This window comes from Vogesella fluminis (genome assembly GCF_014652335.1).
GTDB classification, from domain to species: Bacteria; Pseudomonadota; Gammaproteobacteria; order Burkholderiales; family Chromobacteriaceae; genus Vogesella; species Vogesella fluminis.
The window spans coordinates 43,786-62,284 of sequence record NZ_BMYP01000003.1 but is presented as its reverse complement, the minus strand read 5'-3'; the positions used below and the strand labels follow the sequence as shown (position 1 = coordinate 62,284).

Annotated in this window: 10 protein-coding genes; 8 read left to right on the top strand and 2 right to left on the bottom strand. The window is 65.7% G+C overall.

The annotated features are described in order from the left end of the window. The first annotated feature begins 53 nt into the window (after window positions 1-53). The 3 genes from IE083_RS01725 (at window position 54) to IE083_RS01715 (ending at window position 5,074) form a co-directional block, all read left to right on the top strand. Window positions 54-1,247, top strand: a complete 1,194-nt coding sequence (locus IE083_RS01725; RefSeq protein WP_189351915.1) for an acetate kinase — start codon at window positions 54-56, stop codon at window positions 1,245-1,247. A gap of 10 nt (window positions 1,248-1,257) precedes the next feature. Further along, the gene (gene pta / locus IE083_RS01720) at window positions 1,258-3,345 is read left to right on the top strand and encodes a phosphate acetyltransferase (protein ID WP_189351914.1); all 2,088 of its coding nucleotides are present in this window, start codon (window positions 1,258-1,260) and stop codon (window positions 3,343-3,345) included. 250 nt (window positions 3,346-3,595) lie between these two features. Further along, the gene (locus IE083_RS01715) at window positions 3,596-5,074 is read left to right on the top strand and encodes a methyl-accepting chemotaxis protein (protein ID WP_189351913.1); all 1,479 of its coding nucleotides are present in this window, start codon (window positions 3,596-3,598) and stop codon (window positions 5,072-5,074) included. Between the two features lie 70 nt (window positions 5,075-5,144). On the opposite strand, the gene IE083_RS01710 is transcribed toward IE083_RS01715, so the two are convergent. After that, window positions 5,145-5,939 (bottom strand): Cof-type HAD-IIB family hydrolase, encoded by a 795-nt coding sequence (locus IE083_RS01710; RefSeq protein WP_189351912.1) that lies wholly within the window; start codon window positions 5,937-5,939, stop codon window positions 5,145-5,147. Between the two features lie 174 nt (window positions 5,940-6,113). On the opposite strand from IE083_RS01710, the gene IE083_RS01705 reads away from it, so the two are divergent. The 5 genes from IE083_RS01705 to ushA all read left to right on the top strand — a co-directional run bounded on the left by IE083_RS01705 (window position 6,114) and on the right by ushA (window position 15,788). After that, the gene (locus IE083_RS01705; protein WP_189351911.1) at window positions 6,114-6,908 is read left to right on the top strand and encodes a DeoR/GlpR family DNA-binding transcription regulator; all 795 of its coding nucleotides are present in this window, start codon (window positions 6,114-6,116) and stop codon (window positions 6,906-6,908) included. A gap of 87 nt (window positions 6,909-6,995) precedes the next feature. Then, on the top strand, window positions 6,996-10,952 hold the full coding sequence (gene hrpA / locus IE083_RS01700; protein WP_189351910.1) for an ATP-dependent RNA helicase HrpA: 3,957 nt from the start codon (window positions 6,996-6,998) through the stop codon (window positions 10,950-10,952). Window positions 10,953-11,072: 120 nt separating this feature from the next. After that, window positions 11,073-12,248 (top strand): HD-GYP domain-containing protein, encoded by a 1,176-nt coding sequence (locus IE083_RS01695; protein ID WP_189351909.1) that lies wholly within the window; start codon window positions 11,073-11,075, stop codon window positions 12,246-12,248. 105 nt (window positions 12,249-12,353) lie between these two features. Next, a complete protein-coding gene (locus IE083_RS01690; protein WP_189351908.1) occupies window positions 12,354-14,039 on the top strand; it encodes a glutamine--tRNA ligase/YqeY domain fusion protein in 1,686 nt (561 codons plus the stop codon). A gap of 114 nt (window positions 14,040-14,153) precedes the next feature. Then, window positions 14,154-15,788 carry a bifunctional UDP-sugar hydrolase/5'-nucleotidase UshA gene (gene ushA / locus IE083_RS01685; protein WP_189351907.1) on the top strand — a complete coding sequence of 545 codons (1,635 nt, stop codon included), beginning with the start codon at window positions 14,154-14,156 and terminating at the stop codon, window positions 15,786-15,788. Between the two features lie 76 nt (window positions 15,789-15,864). Here the strand turns inward: ushA and clpB are convergent, their stop codons facing one another. Next, window positions 15,865-18,441 (bottom strand): ATP-dependent chaperone ClpB, encoded by a 2,577-nt coding sequence (gene clpB / locus IE083_RS01680; RefSeq protein WP_189351906.1) that lies wholly within the window; start codon window positions 18,439-18,441, stop codon window positions 15,865-15,867. Window positions 18,442-18,499 lie beyond the last annotated feature (58 nt).

The window sequence follows — 18,499 nt, the reverse complement described above, 5'->3', positions numbered from 1 at the left end:
ACGCAACACCAGCACAGACCTCCATCAGACGTCTTCATGCTAACGGACCCGACATGACTCATTACACACTCGTCATCAACTGCGGCAGCTCGTCGCTGAAATTTGCACTGATCAACGCCGCCGGCCAGTGCACTGCCGTAACCGGCATTGCCGAAAAACTCGGCATTGCCGATGCCTGCATCAGCTTCAAGCAGGACGGCAAGAAGGTTGAGCTGACACTGGCGCAAGGCGACCACGCCGGTGCCATGAAGGCGATCCTGGCTTACCTCGACGAACGCGGGCTGACGCAAACCGTCACCGCCATTGGTCACCGCGTGGTGCACGGTGGCGAGACCTTCAAGCAGTCCACCCTGATCGACGATGCCGTGCTGGCCGCCATCGAAGGCTGCGCCCGCCTCGCCCCGCTGCACAACCCGGCCAACCTGCTGGGCATCCGCACCGCCATGGCATGCTTCCCCGGCCTGCCGCAGGTGGCCGTATTCGACACCGCCTTCCACCAGAGCATGCCCGAGCACGCCTACCTGTATGCAGTGCCGATGGCGCTGTACCGCGAGCACGGCGTGCGCCGCTACGGTTTCCACGGCACCAGCCACCGCTTTGTTACCGCCGAAGCCGCCAAAATGCTGGACAAGCCGCTGGTGGAATCCGCCTTCGTCTGCGCCCACTTGGGCAACGGCGCCTCGGTGGCCGCGGTACTGAACGGCAAGAGTGTCGATACCAGCATGGGCCTGACGCCGCTGGAAGGCCTGGTGATGGGCACCCGCTGCGGCGACATTGACCCGGGAATCTTTGGCTACCTTGCCGCCGAGCTGAATACCGACATCCAGGGCGTGACCGACATCCTCAACAAGCAATCCGGCCTGCTCGGTCTGTCCGAACTGTCCAGCGACTGCCGCGAACTGGAAGACGCCGCTGCCGCCGGCCATGCCGGCGCGCAGATTGCGCTGGAAGTGTTTGCCTACCGCCTGGCCAAGCAGATCGCGGCGATGACGGTGGCGCTGGGCCGGCTGGATGCGCTGCTGTTCACCGGCGGCATCGGCGAAAACTCGCCGCTGTTGCGCGCCAAGGTCATCCGCCAGCTCGGCTTCCTCGGTCTCGAACTCGACCCTGCGGCCAACGATGCCGCCTTCCGCGGCAAGGGCGGCCGCATCACCCGCGACGGCGGCACCCCGGCACTGGTCATCAACACCAACGAAGAGCTGATGATCGCACTGGACACCGCCGTACTGTGCCAGCCGGCAGCCTGAGGAGCATGTGATGCATACTTTTCTGATCGCCCCGATCGGTGTCGATGCCGGCCTGACTTCGGTCTCGCTGGGCCTGATCCGCGCACTGGAACAGGATGGCCTCAAGGTGGGTTTCGTCAAGCCCATCGCCCAGGGCAGCGACACCAGCGAGCCGGAGCGCTCCACCCATTTTGCCCGCGAGCTGTGCCGCCTCAACGCGCCGGAGCCGCTGGCGATGGATCATGCCGAACGGCTGCTAAGCCAGGGCCAGCTCGACCAACTGATGGAAGAGGTGGTGCACCTGTTCCAGCGCGCCTCCGCCGGCGTCGATGTGGTGATCGTGGAAGGCCTGGTGCAGGACCAGCAGCGGGTATTCACCACCTACATCAACAGCAAGATCGCACGCACGCTGCAGGCAGAAGTGATCCTGGTCGGCGCCGCCGACCAGCTGCCCAGCCATGCGCTGGCGGAACAGCTGGAAATCACCATCCAGGCCTTCGGTGGCCAGCCGCGGCAGATCGCCGGCTACATCCTCAACCGCCTGCGCGCGGAGCAGGACCCGGCAACGTTGGCCGCAGAGATCACCGAGTCCAGCCGCCTGATCCAGAGCCGGCGCATTGCCTGCCTCGGCGGCATTCCGTTCGAGCCGGAGCTGCTGGCCCCGCGCACGCTGGACGTGGCCAACTATCTGAAAGCCAAGCTGCTGCACGCCGGCCAGCTAACGCGCCGCCGCGTGCGCAGCATCTCGGTGATGGCACGCTCGGTGCCGCACATCGTCGAGCTGCTGAAACCCGGCGCGCTGATCATCACCCCCGGCGACCGCGAGGACATCGTACTCGCCACCGCGATGGCGACCATGAACGGCGTGCCCCTGGCCGGCCTGCTGCTGACCTGCGACGCCGAGCCGGACCCGCGCGTGGCGCAGCTGTGCCACAAGGCGTTCACCAGCGGCCTGCCGGTGCTATCCATCGACACCAACACCCTGGAAACCGCGACCCTGATCTCGACCATGAGCCGGCAGGTGCCGGCCGACGACATGGAGCGCATGGAACGGGTGGTCGATTTCGTCGCCGAGCGCATCAGCACCAGCCAGCTGCGCCAGCGCATCGGCGAACACCACGAGAAACGGCTGTCGCCACCGGCCTTCCGCTACCAGCTGATGGAAAAGGCGCGCCGCGCCGCCAAGCGCATCGTGCTGCCGGAAGGCAACGAGCCGCGCACGGTGCGCGCCGCCGCCATCTGCCACGAGAAGGGCATCGCCCGCTGCGTGCTGCTGGGCGAGCGCCAGGAGATCCTGCAGGTGGCCGAGGCGCAGGGCATCACCCTGCCGGCCGGCATCGAGATCGTCGACCCCAACGAGGTCCGCGCCCGCTACGTGCCGCCGATGGTGGCGCTGCGCAAGAGCAAGGGCCTCAACGCGCCGATGGCGGAGCAGCAACTGGAAGACAATGTGGTGATGGGCACCATGATGCTGGCGCTGAACGAGGTCGACGGCCTGGTATCTGGTGCCATCCACACCACCGCCAACACCATCCGCCCGGCGCTGCAGCTGATCAAGACCGCGCCGGAGGCCAAGCTGGTTTCCAGCGTGTTCTTCATGCTGATGCCGGACCAGGTCTATGTGTACGGCGACTGCGCGGTGAACCCGGACCCGAGCGCGGAAGAACTGGCCGACATCGCGATCCAGAGCGCGGACTCCGCCGCCGCCTTCGGCATTACGCCACGAGTGGCGATGATCTCCTACTCCACCGGATCCTCCGGCAGCGGCGACGACGTGGAGAAGGTGCGCGAGGCGACCCGCATCGCGCGCGCGAAACGCCCCGAACTGCTGATCGACGGCCCGATGCAGTACGACGCAGCCAGCGTGGAGAGCGTCGGCCGCCAGAAGGCGCCGGACAGCCCGGTCGCCGGTCGCGCCACCGTGTTCGTGTTCCCCGACCTCAACACCGGCAACACCACCTACAAGGCGGTGCAACGCTCCGCCGGCGTGGTGTCGGTCGGGCCGATGCTGCAGGGCCTGCGCAAGCCGGTGAACGACCTGTCGCGCGGCGCGCTGGTGGACGACATCGTCTACACCATCGCGCTGACCGCGATCCAGGCCGACCAGTTCAGCCGCTAAACGCCCGCCGCGACACCCGCCCAGCCCGCCCAGCCCGCCCAGCCCGCCCGGTCATGCCTGCATGACCGGGCTTTTTCATTGCGGCCAACCTTGCAAACCCCTGACGCAACAAAAGAAAGCACGCCTTCGGCACCCGCTTGATGGTTTCAAACAACTGTTTTAGTATCAATCCCGCTTTATAAAAAACATAACGATAAAACGTGCCCACGCCATCAGGCCATAGCGCACGACACAACGCGAGGAAACACAGATGTCTTTGAACAGCATCACCGAGTGGTTCATTCCGGACAGCGTCCGGCAATCCCCGGACACCCTGATCCGGGCCCGTACCGTCATTAGCGTCGGGCTATTGGCTGGTACCATTGCCCCGCTGTTTGCCCTCTCCTACTTCAAGCTGCACCACCCGCTGATGGGCAGCGGCATCCTCGTCGGCGGCCTCGCGCTGCTGCTGGGGCCGCTGCTGCTCAAGCTCAGCGGCGCACTACCGTTGGTGGCCGAATGCATCGTGCTGTCGATGTTCGGCATGGTCAGCTGGATGGTATATGTCAACGGCGGCATCCTCTCCACCAGCATCATGTGGTTCGCCATCATCCCGTTTGCCGCCATCTTCGTCAGCGGCCGCCGCTCCGGCATCGTGTGGACGCTGCTCAGCTTTGCCATGATCGGCCTGATGTTCGCGCTCAGCGCCGCCGGCGACATCCCGACATCGCCAATCCCGCACAGCGAGCTGCCGGCGCTGCAGGCCAAGTCGCTGATCGGCCTGACGCTGGTGATCCTGACGCTGGGGCTGTCCTACGAACGCGCCAAGTCACGCTCCTTCGAAAAGCTGGAATCGGCACGTGAGGAGGCAGAACGCGCCACCGCGGCGATGAAGCAGATGATGGCGCAGGTCACCCGCCTGCTCGACGCCGCCGAGAGCGAGAGCCGCGACATCGCCAGCAGTACCCAGTTGATGGCGCGCACCATGTCCGAGCAGCGCCAGCGCGCCGACACCATGGTCGCCATCGCGCAGCAGATGGCAGTCACCACCAGCCAGAACACCGAGCAGTCGCTGAGCGCTACCAGCATGGCCGATACCACCGGCCAGGCCGCCAGTGCCGGCGGAGCTGCGATGGACACCGCGGTACAGCAGCTGAACCAGGCCGGCGGCGTCATCGCCCGCGCCGCCGAGCGCATGGAAGACCTCGGCCAGCGCAGCACCGAGGTGGGCGGCATCGTGCAGCTGATCCGCGACATCGCCGACCAGACCAACCTGCTGGCGCTGAACGCGGCGATCGAGGCCGCCCGTGCCGGCGAGCTGGGCCGCGGCTTTGCCGTGGTCGCCGACGAGGTGCGCAAGCTGGCCGAGCGCACCCAGGGCGCGACGCTGGACATCGAACAGAAGATCCAGCTGATCGTGAACGGCACCAAGCAGGCAATCGAGGCGATCCGCGAAGGCAACGCGCAGATGCGCAGCGGCCGCGAGAACACCGTCGATGCGCAACAGCGGCTGAGCGGCATCATCAGCGACACCCACGCGCTGGTCGGCCTGCTGCGCCAGGTATCGCAAGCGGAACAAAGCCAGAATGACGGCTTTGCCCGCTTTGCCGGCGATATCGGCGCCGTCGGCGATGCCACCCGCAGCCTGTCCGGAGAAACCGACACCATCGCCCACGCCACGGTGCGGCTGGACCAGCTGATGGCGGAGCTGGGCGACAGCGTGCGCCAGTTCCGCGGCATGGCCGCCTGAGCGCGACGCACCAAAGCAAAAGCCGCCCGGGGAGACCGGGCGGCTTTGTCATTCAGGGGCCGGCAATCGCTCAGACGCCATACGCGGCGAAACGGCTCTCCAGCACCGCCGCCACCGCCGACTCAGCGTGGTGGCCGATGTGCCGCCCGCGCGGCACCTGCTGCTGCAGATGCTGGCTGGCATTGGCCATCAGGTGCGGGTGGCCGACCAGCTGCAGCATCTCGACGTCGTTCATCGCGTCGCCAAACGCCGCGCAATCCTCTGCCGCGATGTCCATGCCGGCCAGCAGCTGCTGCAGCGCCTGGCCCTTGCTCACCCCCGGCGCCATCACTTCCAGATAGCAGTCCTGCGAATAGGTCAGCGCCAGCTGGCCGTCGAAGCGGTAGCGGATGTCCTGCTCCACCAGCCGCAGTTGCGCCGGCTCGCCGCAATAGATGATCTTGGCCACGTCGCGGCCATGGTAGTCGGCCAGGCTGGCGTGCACCTCGGCGCGGTCGAGATAGCCATTGAGCGAGCCGGTGTAGCGGCAGGCCAGCTTGCGGTCGTCCAGATACAACGCCAGCTCCACGTCGCGCACCAGCGCCGGCTGCACCAGCTTTTGCACCAGCGCCGGCGCCAGGTTGGCCGCCGCCAGCGGCGTGCCATCCACCGCGTGCACCCGTGCGCCGTTGGCGCTGATCACGCTAATCGGCAGTGCGATGCCATCCAGCAGGAACTGCACGTCGCGGTAGTGGCGACCGGTGGCGATGATCAGCCTGCAGCCGGCGGCGTGGGCGCGCCGCAGGGCGGCAACGCTGCGCGGGGTGATGCGGGATTCGGCATCCAGCAAGGTGCCGTCAAGATCGGTGGCAATGGCGCGGAACATGTCAATCTCCCCCAGAGAAAAAATGGCGACAACAGGCATGATTGTGCACCTTCACGAACAAACAGGCAAACAATCACGCACAAACCGGCAGAAATATTGCCATGAACCGCACCGGATTTGACCACGGCTGCACAGTGCTGCACGATGTTGCCTGTTTTAACCGAGGCCGCCCTCATGAACACCGAAGCACGCAAAGAACGTCCGCCGGCGATCGCCCTGCCCAGCGACCGCCACCAGTACATCCGCCAGCGCCTGCAGCAGGAAGGCCGCGTACTGGCCGCCGAACTGGCGCAGACGCTGGGCGTGTCCGAGGACTCCATCCGCCGCGACCTGCGCGAGCTGGCCGCCACCGGCATCTGCCAGCGTGTCTATGGCGGTGCCATCGCGATGACACCCAATACCGGCAGCTTTATCGAGCGCAGCCACGAGAACGTGGCGCGCAAGGCAAGGTTGGCCGCAACGGCGGTGCGCCTGCTGCAACCGGGGCAGTTCGTGTTCCTCGACGCCGGCACCACCAATCTGGAAATCGCGCGCGCGCTGCCGGACATGCCGCTGACGGTGGCCACCAACTCGATCCCGATCGCCGCGGTGCTGTTCGGCCGCAGCCAGTTCGAGGTGCTGGTCATCGGCGGGCGCATGGATCACCGCGTCGGCGGCACGCTGGGCAGCATCCCGACGCTGGCGGTGCAGGACATGCGCCCCGACGTGTGCTTTCTCGGCACCTGCTCGGTGGACATCGAACTGGGCGTCGGCACCACCATCGCCGAGGAAGCGGCGTTCAAGCGCGTGCTGGTCGGCCAGTGCAACCAGATCGTGCTCGCCGTCACCAACGAGAAGCTCGGCACCGCGTCACCGTTCGCGGTGGCCGCCATGCGCGACATCGGCCGGCTGGTGATCGAGGCCGACGCCGAGCCGCACAAACTGGCCAGTCTGCAGCACAGCGGCGTGCCGCTGCTGATCGCCGATTAGGGCCGGTGGCGGCCATGCCTGCCCACCGGACACCGGCCCGCCTGCTATACTCTCGCCCTTCTGTCGCCGCTCTTTCAAGAAGCCCGCATGACCACCCCCACCCTGCCCGAACTCAAAGCCGCCCTTGCCACCTGCCTGCTGCGCGACCGCCACGGTCTCAAGCGCAAGCTGCAGGACATCGAACAGCGCCTGAAGAAGAACCAGCCGTCCGACCGCCAGCTGGCCGACATTGCCGCGCACATCGCCCGTTCCGCCGGCCGCGCCGCCGTGCGCGCCGAACACCGGCCGCGGCCAACCTTTGACGACGCGCTGCCGGTCAACCAGAAGCTGGACGACATCAAGGCGGCGATCGCGGCCAACCAGGTGGTGATCATCTGCGGCGAGACCGGCTCCGGCAAGACCACGCAGCTGCCGAAGATCTGCCTGGAGCTGGGGCGCGGCGTGTACGGCCTGATCGGCCACACCCAGCCACGCCGCTTGGCCGCACGCTCGGTGGCAACGCGCATCGCGCAGGAGCTGGGCTCGGAGCTGGGCACCCACGTCGGCTTCAAGGTGCGCTTCAACGACAAGCAGTCCGAGCGCAACGTGATCAAGCTGATGACCGACGGCATCCTGCTGGCGGAGACGCAGACCGACCGTTACCTGGAAGCCTACGACACCATCATCATCGACGAGGCGCACGAACGCAGCCTCAACATCGACTTTTTGCTCGGCTACCTGAAGCAGCTGCTGCCGCGCCGGCCCGACCTCAAGATCATCATCACCTCGGCCACCATCGACGCCGACCGCTTCGCCCGCCACTTCGACGGCGCGCCGGTGCTGGAAGTGTCCGGCCGCACCTTCCCGGTGGAGGTACGCTACCGGCCGCTGAAGCAGCGCGACGAGGACGAGCGCGAGGTGGAGATGGAGGACGCCATCGTCGACGCCGTCGACGAAATCTCGCGTCATGGCGCCGGCGACATCCTGGTGTTCCTGCCCGGCGAACGCGAAATCCGCGACACCGCCGACAAGCTGCGCCGCAGCGGCATCCGTCACTACGAGATCCTGCCGCTGTTTGCACGGCTGTCCAATGAAGACCAGCAGAAGATTTTCAAGCCGTCCGGTGGCCGCCGCATCGTGCTGGCCACCAACGTGGCCGAGACCTCGCTGACGGTGCCTGGCATCAAGTACGTGATCGACACCGGCCACGCCCGCATCAAGCGCTACAGCCCGCGCGCCAAGGTCGAGCAATTACAAGTAGAGAAAATCTCGCAGGCGGCCGCGCGCCAGCGTGCCGGCCGTTGCGGCCGGATCGAAGCCGGCGTCTGCGTGCGGCTGTACGCCGAAGACGACTTCAACGCCCGCCCGGCGTTTACCGACCCCGAAATCGTGCGCTGCAGCCTGGCCGCGGTGATCCTGCGCATGGCCGCGCTGCGCCTGGGCAAGGTCGACGAATTCCCGTTCATCGAACCGCCGTCCAGCCGCCTGATCGCCGACGGCTACCAGGTGTTGCAGGAGCTGGGCGCGGTGGACGAACAGCTGCAGCTGACACCGGTCGGCACCGAGCTGGCGCGCATTCCGGTCGACCCCAAGGTTGGCCGCATGCTGCTGGCCGGCCGCGAGCACCACTGCGTGCGCGAGGTGCTGATCATCGCCGCCGGGCTGTCGATCCAGGACCCGCGCGAGCGGCCGTTCGAGGCGCGCGAGGCCGCCGATCGCGCGCAGGCCCGCTTCAACGACGAGAAGTCCGACTTCCTGTCCTACCTGCACCTGTGGGATTTCTTCAGCAACGCGCTGGCCAACAAGACCAGCAACCGCCAGCTGGTCAACCTCTGCCACGAGCACTTCCTGTCGCACCTGCGCATGCGCGAGTGGCGCGAGCTGCACGCGCAGCTGGCCGACATCGCCAGCGAGCTGAACCTGATCGAGAAAGACAAGGCGCACGCGCCGGCGGCGGTTGCGGCCAACCTTGAGACCACGCCGAAGAAACGCGCGCAGGCCGATCTGCTGGCCTACGAGAAGCTGCACAAGGCGCTGCTCACCGGCCTGATCGGCAATATCGGCATGAAGTCGCAGGAGAGCGACGACTACACCGGCGCGCGCGGCGGCAGCTTCCTGGTGTTCCCCGGCACCGGCCTGAAAAAGGTACGCCCGAAATGGATCGTCACCGCCGAGCTGGTGGAAACCACCAAGCTGTACGGCCGCTGCGTGGCGCGCATCGAGCCGGAGTGGGTAGAGGCCGTCGCGCCGCACCTGGTCAAGCTGCACCACTTCGAGCCGCACTGGGAAAAATCGCGCGGCGAGGTGGTGGCCAGCGAGCGGGTGACACTGTTCGGCCTGACGCTGATCGCGCGCCGCCCGGTCAGCTACGGCCGCATCGCGCCAGAAGAAGCCCGCGAGCTGTTCATCCGCGGCGCGCTGGTGGCGATGGAGTACGTCAGCAACGCGCCGTTCTTCCAGCGCAACCAGCAGCTGATCCGCGAGGTGGAGCAGCTGGAGCACAAGGCGCGACGCCAGGACGTGCTGGTGGACGAGGACGCGCTGTACGCGTTCTACGCCGAGCGTCTTGGGTCAGACGTTGTCGATGCCGCCAGCTTCGAGGCGTGGCGCAAGGAAGCGGAACAGCAGAACCCGAAAATCCTGTTCCTGACCCGCGACGAGCTGATGCGCCACGCCGCCGAACACGTGTCGGAAAACCAGTTCCCGGAATGGCGCGAGCTGGCCGAGAGCCGCTGCCGCCTGCGCTACCGTTTCGAGCCGAACCACCCGCTGGATGGCGTCACCATTGACCTGCCGCTGGCGGTACTCAACACCCTGCAGCCGGCGGAATTCGAATGGCTGGTGCCGGGCATGATCCGAGAAAAGCTGCAGGCGATGATCAAGGGCCTGCCGAAGCAGATTCGCCGTTGCTGCGTACCGGTGCCGGATTTCGTGACCCAGTTCCTGCTGAGCAACCCGGACACCCAGCAGCCGATCGCGCCGCAGCTGGCGCACTTCATCCTGCGCCACACCGGCGGGCTGAAAGTGGACCCGCTGGAATTTGCCACCATGGAACTGCCGCCGCACCTGCTGTTCAACTTCCGCATCGTCGATGACGGCAAGCAGGAAATCGGCATGGGCCGCGACCTGCTCGCGCTGCAGAAGCAGTTCGGCCAGGCGGCGCAGCTGACCTTCCGCGACACCAGCGCCGAGTTCGAGCGCGACAATGTCGAGGCGTGGGACTTTGGCGAGCTGCCGCAGGCGATCCAGTTCGCGCGCGGTCGCCAGCAGCTGACCGGCTTCCCGGCGCTGACCATCGAGACCGACGCCAAGGGCGAACGGGTGGCGATCCGCCTGTTCGACACCGAGACCGCGGCCAACCTTGAGCACCGCCGCGGCGTGGTGCGCCTGCTGCAGTACCAGTTGAAGGAGCACATGAAGCAGCTGAACAAGGGCCTGCCGGGCATGACCCAGCTTGGCTTGCAGCTGCGCAACGTGTGCAATGTCGACGAGCTGCTGCAGGACGCCATCGCCGCCATCTGCGACCGCGCCTTCATCGGCGACGACGAGCTGCCGCGCACCGAAAAGGCATTCAACGAGCAGAAGGCGCGCGCCCGTACCCGGCTGCCGGCGGTGACACAGGCGGTGACCAGCTACCTGAACCAGATCGCCGCCGAATACCAGTCGCTGCTGCCCAAGCTGCAGAAGCACCGCCTCGGCTTTGATCTGACGCAACAGCTAGGCCGGCTGGTGTACAAGGGCTTCCTCACCGCCACGCCGTGGAGCCAGCTGCCGCAGCTGCCGCGCTACATGAAGGCAATGAGCCTGCGCATGGACAAGCAGCCGGCCAACGCGCAGCGCGACGGCCAGCGCGGCGCCGAGATCCGTGACCTGTGGCAGAAATGGGAAGTGCGCATGGCGGAAGAAAACGAGCGCGGCGGTGCCAGCTTGGCGTTGCAACAGTTTCGCTGGCATATTGAGGAGCTGCGCGTCGGCCTGTTTGCCCAGGAGCTGAAAACGCCGTATCCGGTATCGGTGAAGCGGCTGTTGAAACTGTGGGACGAACTGCCGAAAAACCTGCGCTGATCGCGCTCCCGCGGCCGCCGCATGCAGGCATCAGCGCCGCGGCCGCGCCGGACACCACCATAACAAGACCATTCGCACCCACACACAGATACGTCATCACAAGGGCCGGACTCGCAGCTTATGAGTGAAACAACGACTACCAAACTGAGCGCCAGCCACGTCATCGTCGGCAAGGAATTGCAGATGGACGTGTACCACAAGAGCGGCGTGCTGCTGGTCAAGCGCGGCCACTACGTGCTGACCGAGGAACAGAAACAGCGCCTGCTGGCCAACGGCGAAATCAGCAGCGATGCCAAAATGGCTGCCGCCGAACGCGAATTGCGCGAACGCCGCGAAAAGCAGCAGGAGCAGTTGCGCAAGGAACGCGAAAGCCGCGGCCGCAACCCGCTGGTGGAGATGGACAGCCTGGCGCACAAGATGCGAGGCCTGCTCAATCATTACTTCCACGTCAGCGAGTTCGAGGCGCAAGTGACACAGGTAGCGCAGCGGCTGGCCGCACTGGCAGCACAACAGCCGGACGGGCTGATTGCCGCCTGCCTGCTGGTGCCGATCCAGGACTATGGCAGTACCCACAGCCTGCACACCGCCGCTATCCTCGCGGTGCTGGGGCGGCGCCTGAAGCTGCCGGCCGACGAGATGCAGGTGCTGCTGTGCGCGGCGCTGACCATGAACATCTCCGCCACCGGGCTGCACAGCGAGCTGACCAAGCAGCAGGCCAAGCTCAGCAACGAGCAGCAACAGCAGATGTACGGCCACCCGCTGCTGTCCTCCGCGCTGCTGCGCGACCTGGGCGTGGAGAACGAGCGCTGGCACCTGCTGGTGCAGCAGCACCACGAGGAATGGAATGGCGCCGGTTATCCCTATGGTCTGAAGAAGGAAGAGATCGATCCCGGCGCGCACCTGATCCGCCTCACCGACGTACTGACCTCGCTGCTGATCAGCCAGGCGCACCGCGCCGGCCGGCTGCCGTCAATCGCGCTGGCACGGCTGTACAAGGGCGAATTCAGCGAGTTCGATTCGCGCTTTGTCGCGCTGCTGATCAAGGAGCTGGGCATCTATCCACCCGGCAGTTTCGTGCGGCTGGCCAACCAGGAAATCGCCATCGTCACCCACCGCGCCGCCGACGGCAACAACACCCAGCCGCGCGTCGCCAGCGTGCGCGCCGCCAACGGCGAGGTGTACGGCGAGCCGATGCCGCGCAACACCGGCCTTGCCGACTACGCCATCAGCCAGCCGGTGTCGCCACAGGAAGCCGGCGTGCGCCCCGCCTTCCTCTTGAAGCTGTGGAATGCCTGAGCCGCTTGCGGCCAACGTTGGCCGCAAGCGAAGCGCCCACTGCGCGGCAACAGGCGAATCGGGTACAATCGCAAGATCAGATTATTGCCGACCGAATTCATCACCATGTCCGTAGAAAACAACGCGCCCGTCATCAGCAACTTCATCCGCGCCATCATCGATGAAGACCTTGCCTCCGGCAAACACAGCAGCATCGTTACCCGTTTCCCGCCGGAACCCAACGGCTACCTGCACATCGGCCACGCCAAGTCGATCTGCCTGAACTTCGGCCTGGCCGAGGACTACCAGGGCAAGTGCAACCTGCGCATGGACGACACCAACCCGGAGAAGGAATCCGACGAGTACGTGCAGTCCATCAAGGACAGCGTGGCCTGGCTTGGCTTCCAGTGGGACGGCGAGGTGCGCTACGCCTCCGACTACTTCCAGCAGCTGTACGACTACGCGATCGAGCTGATCAAGACCGGCCACGCCTTCGTCTGCGATCTCAACGCCGAACAGATGCGCGAATACCGCGGCAGCCTGACCGAACCGGGCAAGAACAGCCCGTACCGCGAGCGTAGCGTGGCGGAAAACCTCGACCTGTTCACGCGCATGAAGAACGGCGAATTCGCCGACGGCAGCAAGACGCTGCGCCTGAAGATCGACATGAGTTCCGGCAACGTGAACCTGCGCGACCCGGTGATCTACCGCATCCGCCGCGCGCATCACCACCGTACCGGCGACGCGTGGTGCATCTACCCGATGTACGACTACACCCACTGCATCTCGGACGCGATCGAGGGCATCACCCACTCGCTGTGCACGCTGGAGTTCGAAGACCACCGCCCGCTGTACGACTGGGTGCTGGATAACATCAGCATCGGCTGCCACCCGCGCCAGTACGAATTCTCGCGTCTGGAGCTGCTGTACGCGCTAACCTCCAAGCGCAAGCTGAACGCGCTGGTCACCGAAGGCAAGGTCAGCGGCTGGGACGACCCGCGCATGCCGACCATCGAAGGCATGCGCCGCCGCGGCTACAGCCCGGCCGGCATCCGCCTGTTCTCGCAGCGCATCGGCGTGTCGCGCGGTGAAAACATCATCGATCTGGCCATCCTCGAAGGCGCGGTACGCGAGATGCTGGAAAACGAATCGCCGCGCGTGATGGCGGTGCTGGACCCGATCAAGGTCACCCTCACCAACTTCCAGGACGGCGTCACCGCCAGCCGCAGCGCGCCGTACCATCCACACCACCCGGAATTCGGCGAGCGCGAAGTGCTGATCGCGCGCGAGATCTACATCGAACGCGACGACTTCGCCGAAGTGCCGCCGCCGAAGTGGCAGCGCCTGACCGTCGGCGGCGAAGTGCGCCTGCGCTACAGCTACGTGATCAAGTGTGACGAGGTGATCAAGGACGCGGATGGCAAGGTGATCGAGCTGAAATGCTCCATCGACCACGACACGCTGGGGCAGAACCCGGTTGGCCGCAAGGTGAAGGGCGTGATCCACTGGCTGGCGGCCAACCACGCCATCGCCGCAGAAGTGCGCCTCTACGACCGCCTGTTCAACGAGCCGCGTCCGGACGCGGTGCGCGGCGAAGATGGCGAATACGTCGACTTCATGCAGTTCCTCAATCCGGACTCGCTGCAGACCATCACCGGCTACGTGGAACCGGCGGTCCGCGACGCGGCGCCGGAAACGCGCTACCAGTTCGAGCGCATCGGCTACTTCGTCACTGACCGCCTTGAGCACCAGCCGGGCAGCAAGATCGTGTTCAACCGCACCGTCGGTCTGAAAGACAGCTGGGCAAAATAAGCATCCGGGATGGCATGATCCCCGCAGATACGCTAAGTTAATGATGCAAAGCATGGCAGGACTCGATGTCCTGCCATTTTTTCGTCATTACGCGTTTACTGAGGGGTTAACGAGATGAAGGCACGCATCACCACCATCGGCCTGTCACTGCTGGCACTGGGCATCGGCGGCTGCAGCAGCCTGGGCGGCTATCAGCCGGACCAGACCTACCGCATCACCATCCTGCACACCAACGACCACCACGGCCGCTTCTGGAAAAACAGCGATGGTGAATACGGCATGGCCGCGCGCAAGACGCTGATCGACGGCATCCGCGCCGAGGTCAAGGCCCAGGGCGGCTACAGCCTGTTGCTGGACGGCGGCGACGTGAACACCGGGGTACCGGAATCCGACCTGCAGGACGCCGAGCCTGACTTCAAGGGCATGAACAAGCTGGGCTACGACGCGATGGCGGTCGGCAACCACGAGTTCGACAAGCCGCTGGCGGTGCTGCAGAAACAGCAGCGCTGGATCGACTTCCCGATGCTGGCGGCCAACGTTTACAAGGACGGCCGGCGCCTGTTCCAGCCGTACCAGATCTTCAACCTCGGCGGCGTCAAGGTGGCGGTGATGGGCCTGACCACCGACGACACCTGGAAGCTGGTCAGCCCCGACAATGTCAAGGGCGTGGAATTCCGCCAGCCGGCCGCCGAGGCCGCCGCGCTGATGCCGGAGCTGAAGGCGCGCGCCAATGTCGTGATCGCCGCCACCCACATGGGCCATTACCCCGACGGCAACCACGGCGTGAATGCCGCGGGCGACGTGGAGATGGCGCGTGCGGTGCAGGGCTTCGACCTCATCGTCGGCGGCCACAGCCAGAACCCGGTGTGCATGCAGGCCGAGAACGTGCGCAACGACGCCTACGTCCCCGGCCAGCCGTGCGCCCCGGACCGCCAGAACGGCGCCTGGATCGTGCAGGCGCACGAATGGGGCAAATACGTTGGCCGCGCCGATTTCGAGTACCGCAACGGCGAACTGACGCTGCTCAAGTACCAACTGCTGCCGGTCAACCTGAAACAGACGGTCAAGCGCGCGGACGGCAGCAGCCAGAAGGTGCCGTACACCGCCGAGATCGCCGAGGACCTGGCGCTGCTGGGCTTCCTCAAGCCCTATCAGGACAAGGGCCAGGCGGCGCTGGGCGTGGAAGTGGGCAGCAGCGACGGCAAGCTTAACGGCGACCGCAGCGAGGTGCGCAAACAGCCGACCAGCCTCGGCGTGTTCACCGCGATGGCGATGATGGACAAGGCCCGCGCCGATTTTGCGGTGGTCAACTCCGGCGGCATCCGTGACTCGCTGCCGGCCGGCAAGCTCACCTACAAGGACGTGCTGAAGGTGTTCCCGTTCGGCAGCACCCTCACCTTCATCGACTTCAGCGGCAAGGACGCGCTGGACTACCTCGCCGCCGCCGCGAAAATGAGCGCCGGCGCCGGTGCCTTCGCCCAGTTTGCCGGCGTGCAACTGCTGATCGAGAACGGTGAAGTGAAGCAGGCCCGCATCGGCGGCAAGGCCATCGACCCGGCCAGGATCTACCGCATGGCGATCAACAGCTTCATGGCCGCCGGCGGCGACGGCTACCCGCGCCTCGCCGGCAAGCCCGGTTTTGTCGACACCGGCTTTGTCGACGCCGACATGCTGAAGGCCTACATCAGCGCACAAAGCCCGATCCGCAGCACCAACTTCGAGCCGGGCGACAGCGTGATCCGCCGCTAAGGCACAAAAAGGTTGGCCGCAAGCCTCTACGCCTTGCGGCCAACCCTGGTCTACGACGCGTCAACAGCCAACCGGCTTAGTCAAACACCAGCTGCCCGCCGCGCGCATCCACCAGCACCGTCGCCTTCGGCAGGTAGTGCCCGGCCAGGATCGCCTTCGCCAGCGGGTTTTCGATCTCGCTCTGGATGGCGCGTTTCAGCGGCCGTGCGCCGTAAACCGGATCGAAGCCAGCTTCCGCAATCAGGCTCAGCGCGTCCTCGCTCACCTGCAGGCTCAGTTCCAGCTTGGCCAGACGCTGCTCCAGCCGCTTCAGCTGGATGCGGGCGATGGACTTGATCTGCGCCTCCGCCAGCGCATGGAACACAACCATCTCGTCGATACGGTTGATGAACTCCGGACGGAAGTGCGATTTCACCTCCGCCAGTACCGCCAGTTTCACCACTTGGTAGTCGTCGCTGGCCATGGCCTGGATATGCTGGCTGCCCATGTTGGAGGTCATCACGATCACCGTGTTCTTGAAGTCCACGGTGCGGCCCTGGCCGTCGGTCAGGCGGCCGTCGTCCAGCACCTGCAGCAGCACGTTGAACACGTCCGGGTGCGCCTTTTCCACTTCGTCGAGCAGGATCACGCTGTACGGCTTGCGGCGTACCTGTTCGGTGAGCATGCCGCCCTCCTCGTAACCGACGTAGCCCGGCGGCGCACCGATCAGGCGGGCTACGGAGTGTTTCTCCATGTACTCCGACATGTCGACGCGGATCAGGTGCTCCTCGCTGTCGAACAGGAAGCCGGCCAGCGCCTTGCACAGCTCGGTCTTGCCCACGCCGGTGGGGCCGAGGAACAGGAAGGAGCCGTACGGGCGGTTGGGGTCGGCAAGGCCGGAACGCGAGCGGCGGATGGCATCGGCCACCACCGTCACCGCCTCGTCCTGTCCCACCACGCGCTGGTGCAGCACCTCTTCCATGTGCAGCAGTTTCTCGCGCTCGCCGGTCAGCATCTTGGACACCGGGATGCCGGTCATGCGCGAAATCACCTCGGCAATTTCCTCGGCGCCGACCTGGGTGCGCAGCAGGCGGTTGGGCTTGGCATCGCCGCTACCGGCGGCCTCGGCATCCTTCAGCCGGCCTTCCAGCTGCGGCAGCTTGCCGTACTGCAGTTCCGCCAGCTTCTGCCAGTCGCCCTGGCGCTTGAGTTCGTCCATTTCCACCTTCAGGCGCTCGATCTCTTCCTTGATCGACTGGCTGCCCTGCTGGCTGGCTTTCTCGGCCTTCCAGATTTCCTCCAGGTCGGCGTACTCACGCGACAGGCCGCCGATTTCTTCCTCGATCAGCTGCAGGCGTTTCTTCGACGCTTCGTCGGTTTCGCGCTTCACCGCCTCGCGCTCGATCTTCAGCTGGATCAGGCGGCGGTCGAGCTTGTCCATTTCCTCCGGCTTGGAGTCCAGCTCCATCTTGATCTTGGAGGCGGCCTCGTCGATCAGGTCGATGGCCTTGTCCGGCAGGAAACGGTCGGTAATGTAGCGGTGCGACAGCTCGGCAGCGGCGACGATGGCCGGGTCGGTAATGTCCACCCCGTGGTGAATCTCGTACTTTTCCTGCAGGCCGCGCAGGATGGCGATGGTGTCCTCCACCGTCGGCTCGTCGACCAGCACTTTCTGGAAGCGACGCTCCAGCGCAGCGTCCTTCTCGATGTACTTGCGGTATTCATCCAGCGTGGTGGCACCCAGGCAGTGCAGTTCGCCGCGCGCCAGCGCCGGCTTCAGCATGTTGCCGGCATCCATCGCCCCCTCGGCCTTGCCGGCGCCGACCATGGTGTGGATTTCGTCGATGAACAGGATGATGCTGCCCTCATCCTTGGCAATGTCGTTCAGCACCGCCTTCAGCCGCTCTTCGAACTCGCCGCGGAACTTGGCGCCGGCGATCAGGCCGGCCATGTCCAGTACCAGCAATTTTTTGTGTTTCAGGCTTTCCGGCACCTCGCCGTTGACGATGCGCTGTGCCAGGCCTTCGACGATGGCGGTCTTGCCGACACCCGGCTCGCCGATCAGCACCGGGTTGTTCTTGGTGCGGCGCTGCAGCACCTGGATGGCACGGCGGATCTCGTCGTCGCGGCCGATCACCGGGTCCAGCTTGCCCTGCCGCGCGCGCTCGGTCAGGTCCAGCGTGTACCTCTTCAGCGCCTCGCGCTGCTCTTCGGCATCGGCACTGTTGACCGCGTCGCCGCCGCGCACCGCATCCACCGCGGCGTGGATCGCCGCGCTGTTGCCGCCATGCTGTTTCAGCAGGCGGCCGGTCTCGCCCTTGTCCTCGGCCAGCACCAGCAGGAACAGCTCGCTGGCGATGAACTGGTCGCCGCGCTTCATCGCCGCCTTGTCGGCGAGGTTCAGCAGATTGGTCAGGTCGCGCGACACGGTGACCTCGCCACCGGTACCGGACACCTTGGGCAGGCGCGCCACCGCGTCGCGCAGGCTGCCTTTCAGTGCGGTCACATTGACGCCGGCACGCGCCAGCAGGCTGACGATGCCGCTGTCGGCGTCGTCCAGCATCGCCAGCAGCAGGTGCTGCGGCTCGATATAGGCATTGTCGCCGGCCAGGGCCAGGCTCTGGGAATCGCCCAGCGCCTGCTGGAATTTGGTGGTGAGTTTGTCGAAACGCATCACAGGCTCCTTGCTTGCAGTTTGATGATGACAAACTTGGGCAGCCCGCATGGCTTTT

What these genes read in the sequence shown, in the direction of transcription:
- clpB (WP_189351906.1), bottom strand. Translation starts at nt 18,441, where the DNA reads ATGCGTTTCGACAAACTCACCACCAAATTCCAGCAGGCGCTGGGCGAT.
- IE083_RS01695 (WP_189351909.1), top strand. Translation starts at nt 11,073, where the DNA reads ATGAGTGAAACAACGACTACCAAACTGAGCGCCAGCCACGTCATCGTC.
- IE083_RS01715 (WP_189351913.1), top strand. Translation starts at nt 3,596, where the DNA reads ATGTCTTTGAACAGCATCACCGAGTGGTTCATTCCGGACAGCGTCCGG.
- pta (WP_189351914.1), top strand. Translation starts at nt 1,258, where the DNA reads ATGCATACTTTTCTGATCGCCCCGATCGGTGTCGATGCCGGCCTGACT.
- ushA (WP_189351907.1), top strand. Translation starts at nt 14,154, where the DNA reads ATGAAGGCACGCATCACCACCATCGGCCTGTCACTGCTGGCACTGGGC.
- IE083_RS01710 (WP_189351912.1), bottom strand. Translation starts at nt 5,939, where the DNA reads ATGTTCCGCGCCATTGCCACCGATCTTGACGGCACCTTGCTGGATGCC.
- hrpA (WP_189351910.1), top strand. Translation starts at nt 6,996, where the DNA reads ATGACCACCCCCACCCTGCCCGAACTCAAAGCCGCCCTTGCCACCTGC.
- IE083_RS01690 (WP_189351908.1), top strand. Translation starts at nt 12,354, where the DNA reads ATGTCCGTAGAAAACAACGCGCCCGTCATCAGCAACTTCATCCGCGCC.
- IE083_RS01705 (WP_189351911.1), top strand. Translation starts at nt 6,114, where the DNA reads ATGAACACCGAAGCACGCAAAGAACGTCCGCCGGCGATCGCCCTGCCC.
- IE083_RS01725 (WP_189351915.1), top strand. Translation starts at nt 54, where the DNA reads ATGACTCATTACACACTCGTCATCAACTGCGGCAGCTCGTCGCTGAAA.